Genomic DNA, 16685 nt, shown 5'->3' with positions numbered 1-16685 from the left:
GGCATTAGGCTTAGGGGCCAGGAAGAAAAAAGAGGGTTTGTGTATGATTGGCATGGTGTTGGTGACCCACGGGCGATTGGCGGACGAATTTGTTGCCGCGACCGAACACGTGGTTGGTGCACAGGAGCAGATTCGTGCCATTTGCATCGGGCCGGACGACGACATGGAGCTGCGTCGTCAGCAGATCATGGATGCGGTCAAGGAAGTGGATAGTGGCAGCGGTGTTGTGTTGCTGACCGACATGTTCGGTGGCACGCCGTCGAACTTGGCGATTTCCCTTCTCGAAAAGGGCAAGACCGAAGTCATCGCAGGGATCAACTTGCCAATGCTGATCAAGCTGGCTAGCGTTCGGCACGGGTCGACATTGGAAGAATCAGTTGAGGCTGCCAAAGAAGCAGGCGTGAAATATATCAATGTTGCCAGTCAGGTCTTGGGCGGCTGACGGTATAAGAAAGAAGATGCGGCGGTCTGCAGGGGTCCAGAGCGCAGTGCTGGGGAGTGAAACAGAAGTGAGTATGGCTGTAGCTGGTGAAAAGAAACGCGTGTCCATTGTGAATGCGCGCGGGCTTCATGCGAGAGCATCCGCCCGGTTTGCAACGGAAGCCGGGCGCTATAATGCCATCGTCTCCGTGTCCAAAGACGGTGTCAGTGTGGTTGGTACCTCAATCATGGGGCTGATGATGCTGGGCGCCGCCAAGGGCGACAACATCGAGATTTCAGCAGAAGGGGACGATGCATTTGCCGCGGTCGAAGCCTTGTCTGCCATGGTGTCGAGCCGGTTCGGTGAAGATGAATAAGTATCTAATCTTCATTATATAAAGAAATCTTTATCTTTTCGATCCTGCCTGCTATAAGGGGCCGAATTTAGTTTGGCCGTAATGCCTTTGTGCTGGCCCTTGAGTGAAGCAGGATCAAATCCATGACCGATTATAAAGTTGCCGATATTTCGCTTGCCGACTGGGGGCGGAAAGAAATCAGAATTGCAGAAACCGAGATGCCAGGCCTGATGGCGCTTCGGGAAGAATTCGGCGAAAGCCAGCCCCTGAAGGGCGCGCGCATTGCCGGCTGTCTGCACATGACCATCCAGACCGCAGTTCTGATTGAAACGCTGACGGCGCTTGGCGCTGAGGTGCGCTGGTCCAGCTGCAACATCTTCTCAACCCAGGATCACGCGGCGGCGGCCATGGCGGCCTCCGGCATTCCTGTATTTGCCTGGAAAGGTGAAACCGAGGAAGAGGCCGTTTGGTGTATTCACCAGACCATCAAAGGTCCTGACGGCTGGGTGCCGAACATGATCCTGGATGACGGCGGTGACCTGACTGTGATCATGCACGAAGATTATCCAGAGCTGATGGACGGCGTGAAGGGCATTTCCGAAGAGACCACCACCGGTGTGATGCGCCTTTATGAAATGGCCAAGGAAGACCGCCTCGCGGTTCCGGCGATCAACGTCAACGACAGTGTGACCAAGTCCAAGTTCGACAACCTCTATGGTTGCCGCGAAAGCCTGGTCGACGGCGTCAAGCGCGCGACTGACGTGATGATCGCGGGCAAGGTTGCAGTTGTTTGCGGTTACGGCGACGTGGGCAAAGGCTCCGCCGAATCGCTCCGCAGCCAGGGCGCACGCGTGATGGTTACTGAAATCGACCCGATCTGTGCACTGCAGGCCGCCATGGAAGGCTATGAAGTCGTGACCATGGATGATGCCGCCAAGGTGGGCGATATTTTCGTTACCGCCACAGGCAACAAGGACGTGATCACGCTTGACCATATGCGCGACATGAAAGATCGCGCGATTGTGTGCAACATCGGCCACTTCGACAGTGAAATCCAGATCGCGGCCCTTTCCAATATGAAGTGGGAAGAAGTGAAGCCACAGGTGGACGAAGTTGTGTTCCCGGACGGCAAGCGCCTGATCGTGCTCGCCAAAGGCCGCCTCGTGAACCTGGGCTGTGCCACCGGTCACCCAAGCTTTGTGATGTCCGCATCCTTCACCAACCAGGTGTTGGCGCAGATCGAGCTGTGGGAAAACCACACCAAGTACGACCGCAATGTTTATGTGCTGCCGAAGCACTTGGACGAGAAAGTGGCCGCGCTGCACCTGGGCAAGCTGGGCGCCAAGCTCACAAAGCTCAGTGATGAGCAGGCCAAGTATCTGGGTCTGCAGGTTGCAGGGCCGTTCAAGCCGGAACATTACCGCTACTAGGGGCTGATCAGGCATCCTCCCTTTGTCTCGAGGAGAGAAGAATGAGTGAATATGTTTTCACCAGTGAGTCGGTATCTGAAGGCCACCCGGATAAGGTAGCCGACCGTATTTCCGACAGCGTTGTTGACCTCTATCTGGGCGCTGACCCGGAAGCCCGCGTTGCGTGCGAAACCATGGTTACGACCAACCGGATCATCCTGGCGGGTGAGGTTCGTGGTCCTGAAAGTGTGCAGGGCGATATCGAAGAAGTTGCGCGTAATGCTGTCCGTGAAATCGGGTACGAGCAGGACGGCTTCCACTGGAAGAACGCCGTGTTCGAAAATCACCTGCACGAACAGTCGGCCGATATTGCCATGGGCGTTGACGCCGCTGGCAACAAGGACGAAGGCGCGGGCGACCAGGGCATCATGTTCGGTTATGCCTGCGACGAAACCGAAAGCCTGATGCCAGCGCCGATCGATTTCTCGCACCGCATCCTGAAATCCCTTGCCGCGGCGCGCCATTCCGGTGAAGCGCCAGAGCTTGAGCCTGACAGCAAAAGCCAGGTGACGCTCCGCTATGTGGACGGCAAGCCAGTTGGTGCCACGTCTGTTGTGGTGTCCACCCAGCATAAGGACGGCGTGACCCAGGAAGACCTGCGCGCGCTCGTGCGCAAGCATGTGGAAAGCGTGCTGCCGGAAGGCTGGATGTGCCCGGAAGGCGAGTTCTATGTGAACCCGACTGGCAAGTTCGTCATTGGCGGGCCTGACGGCGACGCGGGTCTCACCGGCCGCAAAATCATTGTGGATACTTATGGCGGCGCAGCCCCCCACGGTGGCGGTGCTTTCTCGGGCAAAGATCCGACCAAGGTGGACCGCTCGGCCGCCTATGCTGCGCGCTATCTTGCCAAGAATGTGGTGGCAGCAGGCCTCGCGAACAACTGCACGATCCAGCTTGCTTACGCCATTGGCATCTCCAAGCCGCTCGCGGTGTATGTGGATCTCTGGGGCGACCAGCCACGGGTGGACCCACAGCATCTGTCGAACGTTCTGCAGCAGATGGTGAACCTGAGCCCACGCGGCATTCGCGAACATCTGGGCCTCAACAAGCCGATCTATACCCGCACGTCGTCTTACGGTCACTTTGGCCGCAAGCCAACCGATGACGGTGGCTTCTCCTGGGAGAAGACCGATCTGGTTGACGCGCTGAAATCGGAATTCGGCATCTAAGAGCGCGAAAGAAGACTCTAAAAGGCCGGGTGCGGAAACGTAGCCCGGCTTTTTTGTTTGTTGCAGAACAGCCTCGCGGTTTAGCTTAGCTGCAGGTCTGAAATTGAGGGGGTCGGTAGTGTTAAAATCCATACTTTTGATCTGTATGGCTTCGTTTCTTTCGTTTGCCGCTGTTGCAGAACCAACGCAACAAGAAGTACTTGCAGATATCTATTTGAAGGCCTTGTCGGAAGCCGACTATGAGGCGTTGGACCGGTTGCTGGATGACGACGCTACCGTATTCGACATGCTAGGAGCCGAAGTCGCCGCGTCGATGGACAGCATTGCAACCCCAGCAAAGTGGAAAGGGAAGGCATTTATACTCGAACAAATACGACAGGGTGAAGAAGCGAAGACGTCTGAAACCACAGAATCCTATGAGTCCATCAATGGGTTTTCATATGGGAACGTGGTGGTTCGGGAAAATTTTGTGACATACACAACTGACCACCCTGAATATGTGATCACGGGTAGCAGTAAAGTTATTCATGTGATCACCCTCAAAGGCGAAAAAATTCTGGAACATTTGATTGTTGCAGACTTCAAAGGACTAGATGAAACGATCCAGCTTATTGAGAAGGAAGGGCATTAGGCTTCGGCTCAATAGTTGACATTTCTTGTTCTTGTTTCTCTGCCCCCTAACGCGCTACTCTGATTAATGATTTTCGAGGGGAGATTTTGGCTGTGCCGTTTGGTGACCTGCCATCATATGCAATCTGGATCGTGATCGGTGTTGCCGCAACCGCGTGGGTTGCGCTGGCGCTCTATGCCTTGTGGCGCACGGGCCGCGCGACAGACCGCGCCCGGTCCCTGCAGGATCTCGCCAATTTTCTCGACAGCATGATCCAGACAGACCGCCGGCACCCCATCTGGCTATGGACGGACGGTCGTATGCAGGCGGACGCCGATACGCTGGATCTGGTCGGCCTGGATGAAGGGGCACGGACCCTTGATGAGCTGGTCACGGCCGATAACGGTATCCCCGACCGTACAGTCGCGGACCTCAAGCGCAGCCTCAATTCAGGGGGCGACATCTCAACTCCGCTGGTTATCGACCGGGGCAAGAACCAGCCTCGCCTGATCCTGGATTTCCAATGGCTTCCGGCGCGCGATGACCGCTGGCCCGCCAGTATCCTGTGGATCGAGGAAAGCATGGACCGCACGGCGCGCACCAACCGCCAAGGTGTGCGGGCGCTTGAACTGAAGCTGAAGGACCTGTCTCGGGTGTTCAACAACCTGCCGTTCCCGGTTTGGGTGCGTGGGCCCGACTATGGCCTCGTGGACGTTAATGACGCCTATGTGAAGGCGGTGGACGGTAACAGCGTCTATGACGTTACCGAACGCAACATGGAGCTGTTCGACCGCGGCAGTCTGGCAGCCGCGCGCAAGGCAAGGGACACGGGCGAGCGGGTGCGCGAACGCCGCTTTGGCGTTACGGACGGCCAGCGCCGGGCCTTTGCGGTCACCAACATGCCGCTCGATGAAGAGGGTCATGTGATGGGCATTGCGGTCGATGTGACCGGCGAAGAAGAAGCCCTCTCGGAGCTTGCCCGGGTGCTCGAGGCCCAGTCGGAAACGCTGAACCGCCTCCGGAGCCCGGTGGCAATCTTTGGCCCGGCCCAGACGCTCAGGTTCTACAACAGTGCCTTCGCGCGGCTGTCGCATCTGTCCGAGGACGTGCTTTCAAGCCAACTTCGCCACAGCGAAATCCTGGATGCCATGCGCGAAAAGCGCCGCCTGCCCGAGCAGGTGGATTTCCAGCAGTGGAAGAAAAACATCCTGAAGCATTACACCACGCTCCTCGAGCCGTTCGAGGAGATGTGGCACCTGCCTGACGGCACCGCGCACCGCGTGGTGACCCAGCCACACCCGTTCGGTGGGCTGTTGATCCTGTTCGAGGATGTCACGGACCGCCTGGCGCTCGAGCGGTCCTATAACACGCTGATGGCGGTTCAGCAGGAAACGCTGGATAATATGGTTGAGGCCATTGCCGTGTTTGGTACGGACGGCCGCCTGCAGCTGTCGAACCCGGCGTTCCGGTCGCTCTGGCAGCTGACGGAGGACGATATCGACGGCAACCCGCACCTGACAGAACTGACGTCCAGGGTGCCTGCGATTTCAGACGAAAAAGACCCCCGCTTCAGCGACTTCAAAAGCCATCTGGTCAGCTGGGTCAGCGAACACAAGCACAGGAGCGGCCGCTGGTACCGCACCGACGACGCGGTGATTGATTTTGCCATCGTGCCCTTGCCCGACGGCGGCGTGATGCTGACGCAATCGGACGTGACCGACAGCTTCAAGGTGGAACAGGCCCTGCGCGAACGCTCCAGCGCGCTGGAAGCCGCCGACCGGCTCAAGAGCGAATTTATCACCAACATGTCCTATGAACTGCGGACGCCGCTGAACAGCATCATCGGTTTTGCCGAAATGCTGGACCAGAAGATGTTCGGCGAACTGAATGATCATCAGGCCGACTATGTCAAAAACATCCTGACTGCGTCGGGTGAGCTGAAGGATCTGATCGCGGACGTGCTTGACCTGGCGGTGCTGGACGCGGGCGAGGCGCACCTCACCCTGAAACCGATGAATGTTACCGAAGCAATCAAAGATACCGGCCATCTGGTGGTTGAACTGGCGCGCAAGTCGGAAATCCAGGTCAAACTCGACAAGCTTGAGGACGTTGGGATCATCGAGGCGGACGAGCGCCGGGTGCGGCAGGCCTTCTATAATATGGTGTCCTCGATGCTCAATTTTGCCCGTCTGGGCGGCAGGCTGTTCATCAAGCTGTCGGGCACCGATGATGAAGTTATAATTAACATCAAAAACCCGGACTCCGGCCTGACGGAACGCGAACGTGACAGGCTGGTCAACACGGTGCGTATGGGGGCGTCGCCAGGCGGCAAGCTGGCGACCGGGCTTGACCTGGCACTGGTGCGCTCGATTGTGAACCTGCATCATGGCCGCATTCGCCTTGACCCGCTTGGCGAAGAGGGGCTATCGCTCAGTTGTGAGCTGCCGCGTACCCAACCCGTTGCCGCTGAACCCGTCAAATAGACCGGAAGACCATGAGCGATACGATTTCCCGGACCATCAACTGCCGTACCGAGGAGGACACGCTGACGTTGGCGCAGGCACTGGCCAGCAGCGTTCCTGCCGGGCGTCTGATCGCGCTTGAGGGTGACTTGGGGGCAGGCAAAAGCACGTTGGCCCGCGCCTTCATCCGGGCGCGCCTGGGCGACGAGGAAGCGGAGGTCCCGAGCCCCACCTTCACGCTGGTACAGACCTATGACTGCGATGACGGCGTTCAGGTGTGGCACGCAGACCTCTACCGCCTGACCGACCCCGAGGAAGCCTATGAGCTTGGCCTTGATGAAGCCCGCGACGACGGCATCTGCCTGATCGAATGGCCTGACCGTATGCCTCAAGATTGGTGGGACGGCGCGCTGAAAGTCCATTTGACCATCGGTGACCGCGGCGAACGCAAGGTAGTGCTGTCGGGCGACGCCAGCTGGCGGTCTCTTGTGGAAGAGCTGTCGGCATGAGTGCCGCCCTGAATGCCATGGTTCTGGCGGCGGGCAAGGGCACCCGAATGGGGGCGCTTTCCGACACCACGCCCAAGCCGCTGGTGCCGGTTGCGGGCGTGCCGCTTCTGGACCGCATTTTGGCACATCTGGACAAGGCCGGATGCGCAAAGGCGGTGGTGAATGTGCATCATCTGGCCGACCAGATTGAGGCCCACCTTGCCCCCCATGTAGAGGCGGGTCATGTGATGATTTCAGACGAGCGCGATGCGCTATTGGAGACCGGTGGCGGCGTAAAAAAAGCCCTGCCGATGCTGGGCCGCGACCCCATCTATGTGATCAACAGTGATGCCCTGTGGGTGGATGGTGATAAGGGCACGCTCAAGCGACTCGCGACCGCCTTTGACCCCGCGCGCATGGATGTGTTGCTTTTGCTGGTGCCGACCGCTGATGCGCTGGGGTATGACGGTGCGGGAGACTTTATCCCGGCTGGCGACGCGACAGAGCCCACGCCTATCACCTTCCGCGCCGACGCGCCTTCCGCGCCCGTGATGTTCGGCGGCATTCAGGTGGTCAAGCCCACGCTCTATGACGATATGCCTGAGGGCAAATGGTCGAATGTTGAGATTTTCCGCAAGGCTTCGAGCGCCGGTCGGCTATACGGCTTGCTTCACACCTGCCACTGGATGCATGTGGGCACGCCCGAGGCCATCAAGGCGGCTGAGGATAAGCTGGCTGAATTGGGGGCGGACTAGGCTATGGCTGACTATGGTCCCACCATCTATACGGTCGATCCCGCCCATCCTTTTGTGGACGCATTGGCGGCGGGCCTGATTGACCGCGCGGGCAGGGACCCAGCCAAACTGGCCGACATGACAGTGCTGGTGCCCAACCGGCGCGCCGGACGGTCGCTCCGCGAAGCCTTCCTCAGGCAGCTGGGGCAAAAGCCTACACTCCTGCCCGCCATGCGCCCGATTGGCGATGTGGACGAGGACGAAATCACTTTCCTGGGCGCCGGGCTCGGGCTTGACCCTTCCGCGCTCAAGCCTGCCATCGGCGGTACGCGGCGGCAGGTCCTTTTGATGCAGCAGGTGATGCGCTGGATTGCGCTCAAGGGCGACCGGCTTGCACCCGCGCAGGGCTGGCGGCTGGCGGGGGAACTCGCCAAGCTGATGGACAGCATCGATACCGAAGGCCTGTCGTTTGATGGCCTCAAGGACCTGGTGCCGGAAAATCTGGCGCACCACTGGGAAGATACGCTCGCCTTCCTCAAGATCGTGTCTGAGCACTGGCCCGCAATTCTTGAGGCAGAAGGCGCAATGAACCCCGCCGCCCGGCGCGATGCCATGCTGGATATGGTGGCTGAGGCCTGGTCCCAGCGCCCACCCGTGGGGCAGGTGTTCGCGGCGGGTTCAACGGGCTCTATCCCCGCGACTGCAAAGCTCCTCTCGGTTGTGGCGCGCATGCCCAACGGGGCTGTGATCCTGCCAGGGCTGGACCGCGATATGCCCGACAGCGCCTGGGACGCCATCGATGCCACCCATCCGCAAGGCGTGCTGAAGGGGCTTCTTGTCACCATGGGGGCGAACCGGCATGAAGTGGCGCATTGGCCAACCTCAACCCTGCCCACGGGGCCGAACCGTGCGCTGCTTTTACGTCATGCTTTGTTGCCTGCTCAGGAAACTGACTGTTGGCGCGGCTTGGGCCTTGCCGAAACAGCCGACCCCTTCGCAGGGCTGACCAAACTGGTGGCGCCCACGCGGCGGGAGGAAGCTGACGCCATCGCCGTGATGATGCGCGAGGTGCTTGAGGAACCATCAAAGACCGCTGCGCTGGTGACGCCCGACCGGGCACTGGCCAGAATGGTGCGCGCCAGCCTGTCGCGCTGGGGCATTGAGGTGGATGATTCGGGCGGTGACCGGGTTCTGAATACCTTGCCGGGGCGTTTCATGGGCCTTTTGGCCGCCGCCGCCGCAGAACAGTTTTCGCCCATCGCCCTTCTGGCACTGTTGCAGCATCCGTTCGTCTCAGTAGGGCTTGACCGTCCGGCCTTCCTCGCCAGCCTTCGGCGGCTGGATACTTTTGTTTTGCGGGGTGTGCGCCCAGCCGGGGGGCTTAAGGGCCTGATGGCCCGCGCGCGCGTTGTGGCGCGTGACGCCAAGGCCGGGTTCAATGATGATGATGTGGCGACACTCGACCGGGTGATCAAGGCGCTTGAACCGCTGGAGCAGGGCCTTGTGGAGGAACTACCGCTCGATCAGTTGCTGCGCCGTCATGTTGGCGTGGCCGAAGCACTGGCCTCGACTGATGCTGAGCCCGGCGAAGCCATTCTATGGAAGGGCGAAGAAGGCCAGGCGCTCGCGGATGCGCTCGCGGACCTTATTCAGGAAACCGCGCCCGTGACCGGTGTCGCGACTGATGGCTATGCGGCTTTATTTGATGAACTGCTGGCGGGCGTCAGCGTGCGACCCGTTTGGCGCCAGCACCCGCGCCTCAGTATCTGGGGGACGCTCGAAGCCCGGCTGCAGCGGGCCGACCTGATGATCCTCGGGGGCCTGAATGAAGGCACCTGGCCGGGCGAGGTGAAACCCGAGCCCTGGATGAACCGACCGATGCGTGCCGAATTCGGGCTGCCGCCCCTGGAGCGCCGCACCGGGCAGGCCGCGCATGACTTTGTGCAGGCCGCTTCGGGCGGGGAAGTGGTGCTGACACGTGCTGAAAAGGTCAGTGGTGCGCCCACGGTACCGTCTCGCTGGCTGTTTCGGATTGAGGCCCTGGCGGGCCGCGAGGTGCCAAGCGCAGGGCCGTATCTGGATTGGGCGGCCCAGCTTGACCGCAGCGCCGTGGTGACACCCTGCCTGCCGCCCCGCCCGACACCGCCGCTTGAGGCGCGCCCCACCAAGCTTTCGGTCACACAGGTGGAAACCTGGATGCGCGACCCTTATGGCCTTTATGCCTATAAGGTGCTTGGCTTCCGCCCGCTGGACCCTGTGGATGACCGCCCCAACGCCGCCACCAAGGGCACGCTGCTCCATGAAGCGCTGGAGCGCTTCCTGCTGGAAGACGGCCCAACGCGCGGCGAAGCGGGACTCGCGCGCCTGATGGACGTTGGGCGCAAGGTGTTTGAGGACGTGCTGACCCAGCCAACAGTGTATGCCTTCTGGTGGCCGCGGTTCGAGCGCATCGCCGACTGGTTCGTGAAAAACGAGGCCGAGCGCGCGGAACTGTTTGACGTGGCGGCCGTGGAAAGCTGGGCCGAGGCGAAGCTGCCGGGCGCGGACTTCACCCTGATTGCCAAGGCTGACCGGATCGACCGGCAGCGTGAGACTGGCGCGCTGACCATCATCGACTATAAAACCGGTAACATCCCCACCAGGCGCCGCATGGAAGCGGGCTTCGCCCCCCAACTGCCACTTGAAGGCTGGCTGGCGGAACGCGGTGCCTTCGATGGTGTGGACGCGGCAGCGGTTGATGACCTCGTCTTCTGGGAACTCAAGGGCGGGGAGCCGGTGCAGAAGCAGCACCGCCCTGTCAAAGATGTGCCGCAGATTATTTCGGATGCGGAACAAGGACTGTCGGGGCTGGTGAAGGAGTTCTCTAAGCCCACAACGCCGTATCTTTCAAACCCGCGACCGAAGGAAGCGGGATACGGTGACTATGACCATCTGGCGCGGGTGAAAGAATGGCGCAACGCCGATGATCCGTTCGGGGGAGGCGATAATGGCTAAACCCCGCATGACGGTCGAGCAGGCCCGTGCAACCCATCCTGAGCTTACGGCCTGGGTGGGCGCCTCTGCCGGAACCGGCAAGACCCACGTTCTGACCGCTCGCGTGCTCCGTCTGATGCTGACGGGTACAGACCCTGAAAATATCGTCTGCCTGACCTTCACCAAGGCAGCGGCGGCGGAAATGAAAAACCGTATCTTCGAGGAGCTCGGTCGCTGGACGCTGATGGCGGATGACGTGTTGGCCGCGGAGATCACCCGCCGCACGGAAGAATTCCCGGATGCAGACATGTTGACCCGGGCGCGGCAGTTGTTCGCCAAGGTGCTGGACCTCTCTGGTGGTCTGCAGATTCAGACCTTCCACAGTTTCTGCCAGGCACTTCTAGGCCGCTTCCCGCTCGAGGCCGGTATGGCACCGGGGTTCGAGGGCATGGACGAAGCTGACGCGCGCGAGACCATGGCCTCGGCCAAGGACCAGATGCTGGCCTATACCCAGACACCGGCGGGTGCGGCGGTGAGGAAAGCGCTCGACAAGGTCGCGGGGCTGGTGACGGAAAACACCTTCGATGAGGTGATCGAGCGGCTGTCGTTTGAGGCCTCCACCCTCCGCCGCGCCGAGCAGGCCTATGGCACCATGGGCCTTGTGCCTGCGCTCTATCGCGCGCTGGACCTGACACCGGGTGAGACGAAAGCCATGGTGCTGGAGGCCGCGATCCAGGACGATGCCTTCGACCTTGCAGGCATGCGCACCATGGGGCCTGTGTTGCTTGCTGGCAGCAAGACAGAACAGAAGGCGGGTGAGGCCATCACCGCCTTCACCGCAGCCGAAGGGGCCGCCAGAAAGGTGCTGTTTGATGATTATGCGCTGGCCTTCCTGACCGCTGCGGGCACCCCGCGGGCCCGGATCGCGGTCAAGAAAACGCTGACGGACTATCCCGAGTTCGAGGCGATTATCGACAAAGAGCAGACGCGCCTGATGCGTGTCACCGACCGGCTGGCTCGCATCGAGGCGGCTGAGGCCACAACGGCCTTGTTGCAGCTCGGCCTCGCGCAGCTGGGGCGCTATCACGCCATCAAGTCCGAGCGTGGGCTGGTGGACTTTGACGACATGATCGACCGCACAGTGGGCCTTCTGAGCCGCGGCGATGTGGCGCCGTGGGTTCTCTTCAAGCTCGACGCCCAAGTGGATCATATCCTGGTCGATGAAGCACAGGATACGAACCGCGACCAGTGGCGCGTGGTGGAGGCGCTGGCGGCTGAGTTTTTCTCGGGCGAGGGCGCACGCGACCGGGATGTGGTGCGTACCATCTTCGCGGTGGGCGACGCCAAACAATCGATCTTCTCCTTCCAGCGGGCCGACCCGCGCGAGTTTGTGGCCGCGCGCGACCGGGTGTTCCACCGGGCCTGGGAGGCGGAGTGCGAAGCCGAACCTGTACCGCTCAATCTGTCGTTCCGGTCAGGCGGCGCAGTGCTGTCGCTCGTTGATGCTGTATTCCACAGGGAGGCTGACGCCTGGCACGGCCTGTCGGCGGACCTGGAGCAGGTGGAACACCAGTTTATCCGGTCAGGCCATGGTGGCCTTGTGGAGCTGTGGCCACTCGAAGCGCCAGCGGCAGACAATGAGGGTGACGAGGAAGCCACCTGGGTGCCGCCAATCGTGCAGGAACAGGCCGATGATGCAGAAGGCCGGACAGCCTGGCGCATCGCCCGCCGCATCCATGACATGATTAGAGACCGGGAGGAGCTGGAAGCACAGGGCCGCCCCATTGAGGCAGGCGACGTGCTGGTGCTTGTGCGCCGCCGCACCGCGTTTGTCGACCATCTGGTGCGCGCGCTCAAATATCTGGGTGTGCCGGTGGCGGGCCGTGACCGCATGGTGCTGACGGACGAGCTGCCTGTGATGGACCTCCTGGCGCTCGCGCACGCGGCGCTGCTGCCGACCGATGACTTGACGCTCGCGACAGTGCTCAAAAGCCCGTTCGTGGGCTTCGACGACGACCTGCTGTTTGATCTGGCTTATGGCCGGAAAGGCGCGCTGTGGCACGCGCTGCAGAAGAAAGCCACAGAACCATCAGCGCGGCCAGAGTTCGCCTACGCGCTCAAGTTCATGCAGGATGTGATCGGCGGCGCTGACATCCTGACGCCGTTCGAATTTTTCTGCCATGTGCTGACGGACCTCGGTGGTCGTAAGAAGCTGACATCCCGTCTGGGGGAAGAAGTGCACGACCCGATTGATGAGCTTCTCGAGGAAGCGCTTCGCTTCGAGCACACCCAGGCTGCCAGCCTGCAGGCCTTCATCCACCGGGTGGAACATGGCGGCACCCAGATCAAGCGGGACATGGAGGCCGCGGGCGGGGCTGTGCGCATCATGACCGCCCACAGTGCCAAGGGCCTGCAGGCGCCAATCGTGTTCCTGTCTGACCTTGTGAGCATGCCGGATGTCAGTCGCGATGGCCGCGTGCTGCCCCTGGAGGCCAAAGACCCTGACATGCCGCCGCTTCTGTTGTGGACATCGCCCGCCAAGAATTTGGCGATTGTTGAGGAAATGAAAGCGGCGCTCAAGGAAAGCCAGGTTCATGAATATAGGCGCCTTCTCTATGTGGCGCTGACGCGGGCCGAGGACCGGCTCTATATCGCTGGCTGGCAGGACCGGCGCGAGCCGAACGAGCACTGCTGGTTCAAGGCGATTGAGGCCGGTTTCGAGCGCATTGGCGCCGAGGATATAGAGCTGACGGACGGGCGCGAGGTGAAGCGCCTGACGGTTGAGCAAACCGCCGACGTGCCGCCGGTGAAGGCGAAAGCTGAAGCTTCAGCGACTGCCGCGCTACCGGACTGGATCACCCGCGCGATGCCCGACGAGCCGGACCCACCACGCCCGCTTGCGCCCAGCCGCCCGGACGAGGATGAGCCTGCCGCCACCAGCCCGACAGCACGCGGGGACGGCAAGCGGTTTGAGCGCGGGCGGCTGATCCATACGCTTCTCGAATGGCTGCCGGACATGCCGGTGGACACGCGCGCGGATGCCGCCAGGGCCTACCTGCGTCGTTCTGGGGGGGTGCCGGACAGCGACGTGGAGGCTTTCTGGCGTGAGGTGGAAAACATCCTCAATGATCCGGTCTTCAGTCCCTTGTTCGCCCCGGGCAGCCGGGCCGAGGTGCAGGTGGCGGGCAGTGTGGGCAGCCGGGTCATCTCGGGTCAGGTGGACAGGCTGGTGGTGACCGAATCGGACGTGCTGATTGTCGACTATAAGACCAACCGCCCGCCGCCCAGGGATGCTGCCGGTGTGGCCCCGATTTACCTCAAGCAGATGGGGCTTTATGCGCGGGCACTCGAGGGCATCTACCCGGACAAGCAGGTCCGTACGGCCCTTTTGTGGACAGATATCGCCAGGCTGATGGAACTAAGCAAAAGCCAGATGGATGAAGCACTTAAGGCCATGGGCCTTTAGGGCATATCTGGTTTGTTTTCACGACCGTGTTACTAAACCTTGACCGGGCGAGGGCCTGTTCTTACGTTAGCTCTCAAGCCGCCAGTGAGGCGGGCAAAAGAGGCAACATTTCGCGCGGGCCCTGTAGCGTTCCGGCCCGACGAGCAAAAGAAAGAAGAGTGTGTTATGGCGACCATCACCATTACCGACGACAATTTTGAAGCTGAAGTGCTGAAATCCGACAAGCCCGTGCTCGTCGACTTCTGGGCACCATGGTGTGGCCCCTGTAAAATGATCGGCCCGGTTCTGGAGCAGATCTCCGGCGAGCGTGACGACATCGTCATCGCCAAAATGGACATCGACGAAAACCCAGAGACGCCAACGTCCTTCGGTGTGCGTTCGATCCCGACCATGCTGATCTTCAAAGGCGGCGAAGCCGTGGCGACCACCATGGGCGCCAAGCCGAAAGCCCAGCTTGAGCAGTGGATCAACAGCGCGGTTTAATCGCTCGATACATTGAGACTTGAAGAAGGCGCCCATTGCGGCGCCTTTTTTATTGTTCTCCCAACGGCTTTGAACGTAGGCTTTGCCAAAGATTGGGGGACATATGGAAGGTTTGATAACTCTTGCTGCGTTGGTGACATTGCTTTGGCTGCCAAGATTGGCAACCCAGAGGTACAGTTCTGGTATGGCTATCGTAGTTGCTGCGCCCATCATTGCCCAAGCGCTATGGCAAGGCTTGGGTTACCTAGCCCAAGGGTATCTGGATCCATTTTTCTTGATTGCTTTAGCTGTGTCACTTTTGGCTTCCGGCGTCCTTGTTGGGATTTTGGAAGGGAGCGTTTATAGCATACACAAGAAGTGGTGGCGGATAGGGCTGCACCAGCGGCGGAAGATGGTGGTCATCTCAGCTGCAGCCATCTTATTGCCTGTTACGGTTTTCGTAGTGCCTGAGATAATCGAAAAAGTCGAATTTAGACGTAGTGTCGAGACACATATACGTGAAAATGCGATACAGCTTGCAGAACGTTACTTACGTGACAACGGGATCATGAGGGAGGGTGCTAAAGTCCAGTATTGGAGAGATGATGGGCCAAAGGCGCTGGAGTACTGGGTATCGTTTCAAAATGAAACTGGAGTTTTTGCGAAGGTCAAAGTCGATTTGGCTGCCGACGCTGTGTTGGCCGTCGAAATTTCTGGGCCTTCTTAGGTCGGCAGGATGCCCGCTTCACGCAGGACCTGCCCTGCGAGATAGAGCGAGCCGCCGATCAGGACAAAAGGCGGGCGTTCGTCCTGGGCTTTTTCGCCGGTCATTTTGAGGGCACTCGCTACATCCTTGGCTACGAGGCCGTTGATGCCTGCGTCTGTCGCGGCGCCCGCGAGGAACGAGGGTTCCGCCGCACCTGGCTCACCCGGGATCGGCACGGCGATCACCCGGTTGACGATACCGGAGAGCGGCTTCAGATAGCCTTTCGCATCCTTGTTGCCGAGCATGCCGAGGATCAGGATGATCTCCCGCTCAACCGGGTCCACTTCTGACAGGAAAGTCCGGATCACCTGCCCAGCCGCCGGGTTATGGCCGCCATCCAGCCACAGGTCATGGCCATCGGGCAGCATGGCGTTCAAGGGGCTGTTCTTGATTTCCTGCAGGCGTGCAGGCCAGCGCACCCAGCCAAGCCCGGCGCGTATGGCGGCGTCCGGGATTTTGACGGCGGTTTGTGCGTGCACCAGCGCGATGGCCATGCCGGCGTTCGTTACCTGGTGTTCGCCCACAAGCGTCGGCATCGGCAGCTCAAGTTCGCTTTGCCAGTCGCTGTAGCTGAAGCCGTCTCCGCGCGGTTTGATGGCCGATTGCCAATCGCGTTCGAACAGCTTTGGCTGCACGCCTTTTTCTTCGCACACGCCCTGGATGGCCTTCATGGCTTCGCCCATCTGTGGGCCGACCACAGTGGGCACGCCTTCCTTGATGATGCCAGCTTTCTCGAACGCGATGTCGGCGAGCGTGTCGCCCAGGAACTGTTCGTGGTCCATGCTCACGGGCGTGATGCCAACTGCGGCGGGCTTATCGACCACATTGGTGGCGTCCAGCCGGCCACCGAGGCCCACCTCGAGGATGCAGAGGTCCGCGGGTGTGCGCGCAAACGCCAGGATCGCGGCGGCGGTGGTGACTTCAAAGAAGGTGATCGGCTCTTCGCCGTTGGCTTCTTCGCATTCTTCAAGGAGTTCCGTGAGCGCGTCTTCGGAAATCAGCTTGCCTGCCACGCGGATGCGTTCGGCGAAACGGACCAGATGTGGGCTGGTGTAAACATGTACCCGGTGCCCGGCGGCTTCTGCGATGGCGCGCAGCGTTGCGGTGGTTGAGCCCTTGCCGTTGGTGCCGGCGATATGGATCACCGGCGGCAGCTTGTCCTGTGGGCGGCCAAGGTGCTCCAAAAGCCGTTCCATACGGCCCAATGATAGGTCGATTTTCTTGGGGTGCAGGCGCATCAGGCGCGCAAGAACGGCATCGCTGGCCGAAGTATCCACGGGTGGGACTCCCTTGAACAGAAAGAAAGGCCG

13 protein-coding genes are annotated in these 16685 nt (G+C 60.6%); 12 read left to right on the top strand and 1 reads right to left on the bottom strand.

Annotated elements, in window-relative coordinates:
* Nucleotides 1-43: 43 nt before the first annotated feature.
* From KORLAC_RS00340 to KORLAC_RS00285, 12 genes are all read left to right on the top strand, one after another.
* Nucleotides 44-442 carry a PTS sugar transporter subunit IIA gene (locus tag KORLAC_RS00340; protein WP_068143312.1) on the top strand — a complete coding sequence of 133 codons (399 nt, stop codon included), beginning with the start codon at nucleotides 44-46 and terminating at the stop codon, nucleotides 440-442.
* A 73-nt stretch (nucleotides 443-515) separates the two neighbouring features.
* Complete coding sequence (locus KORLAC_RS00335) at nucleotides 516-797, top strand: HPr family phosphocarrier protein (protein WP_068301087.1); 282 nt, start codon at nucleotides 516-518, stop codon at nucleotides 795-797.
* 122 nt (nucleotides 798-919) lie between these two features.
* Entirely contained in the window at nucleotides 920-2206 is a 1287-nt protein-coding gene (gene ahcY / locus KORLAC_RS00330) for an adenosylhomocysteinase (RefSeq protein ID WP_175445663.1), read from the top strand.
* A 41-nt stretch (nucleotides 2207-2247) separates the two neighbouring features.
* The gene (gene metK, locus KORLAC_RS00325) at nucleotides 2248-3414 is read left to right on the top strand and encodes a methionine adenosyltransferase (protein ID WP_068301081.1); all 1167 of its coding nucleotides are present in this window, start codon (nucleotides 2248-2250) and stop codon (nucleotides 3412-3414) included.
* A 118-nt stretch (nucleotides 3415-3532) separates the two neighbouring features.
* Complete coding sequence (locus KORLAC_RS00320) at nucleotides 3533-4045, top strand: nuclear transport factor 2 family protein (RefSeq protein ID WP_139167672.1); 513 nt, start codon at nucleotides 3533-3535, stop codon at nucleotides 4043-4045.
* Between the two features lie 92 nt (nucleotides 4046-4137).
* Nucleotides 4138-6507, top strand: a complete 2370-nt coding sequence (locus KORLAC_RS00315) for a PAS domain-containing sensor histidine kinase (protein ID WP_241493352.1) — start codon at nucleotides 4138-4140, stop codon at nucleotides 6505-6507.
* A gap of 11 nt (nucleotides 6508-6518) precedes the next feature.
* Nucleotides 6519-6995 carry a tRNA (adenosine(37)-N6)-threonylcarbamoyltransferase complex ATPase subunit type 1 TsaE gene (gene tsaE / locus KORLAC_RS00310; RefSeq protein WP_068301073.1) on the top strand — a complete coding sequence of 159 codons (477 nt, stop codon included), beginning with the start codon at nucleotides 6519-6521 and terminating at the stop codon, nucleotides 6993-6995.
* The gene (locus KORLAC_RS00305; RefSeq protein ID WP_068301070.1) at nucleotides 6992-7729 is read left to right on the top strand and encodes a nucleotidyltransferase family protein; all 738 of its coding nucleotides are present in this window, start codon (nucleotides 6992-6994) and stop codon (nucleotides 7727-7729) included. The genes tsaE and KORLAC_RS00305 overlap by 4 nt, the downstream gene beginning before the upstream one ends.
* A 3-nt stretch (nucleotides 7730-7732) precedes the next feature.
* Entirely contained in the window at nucleotides 7733-10702 is a 2970-nt protein-coding gene (addB, locus tag KORLAC_RS00300; protein WP_068301066.1) for a double-strand break repair protein AddB, read from the top strand.
* A complete protein-coding gene (gene addA, locus KORLAC_RS00295) occupies nucleotides 10695-14147 on the top strand; it encodes a double-strand break repair helicase AddA (RefSeq protein ID WP_074519521.1) in 3453 nt (1150 codons plus the stop codon). The genes addB and addA overlap by 8 nt, the downstream gene beginning before the upstream one ends.
* Before the next feature lie 84 nt (nucleotides 14148-14231).
* Entirely contained in the window at nucleotides 14232-14630 is a 399-nt protein-coding gene (trxA, locus tag KORLAC_RS00290) for a thioredoxin (RefSeq protein ID WP_277620363.1), read from the top strand.
* 103 nt (nucleotides 14631-14733) lie between these two features.
* The gene (locus KORLAC_RS00285) at nucleotides 14734-15336 is read left to right on the top strand and encodes a hypothetical protein (protein WP_068301057.1); all 603 of its coding nucleotides are present in this window, start codon (nucleotides 14734-14736) and stop codon (nucleotides 15334-15336) included.
* On the opposite strand, the gene KORLAC_RS00280 is transcribed toward KORLAC_RS00285, so the two are convergent.
* Nucleotides 15333-16652: a bifunctional folylpolyglutamate synthase/dihydrofolate synthase gene (locus KORLAC_RS00280; protein ID WP_139167671.1), complete on the bottom strand. Its 1320-nt coding sequence runs from the start codon at nucleotides 16650-16652 to the stop codon at nucleotides 15333-15335. The two genes, KORLAC_RS00285 and KORLAC_RS00280, sit on opposite strands and share 4 nt — an antisense overlap.
* Nucleotides 16653-16685 lie beyond the last annotated feature (33 nt).

This window comes from Kordiimonas lacus (genome assembly GCF_001550055.1).
In the GTDB taxonomy this organism is placed as follows: Bacteria; Pseudomonadota; Alphaproteobacteria; order Sphingomonadales; family Kordiimonadaceae; genus Kordiimonas; species Kordiimonas lacus.
Note: the sequence above shows the minus strand (reverse complement) of the source record. Positions and strands in the feature narration are given on the sequence as shown.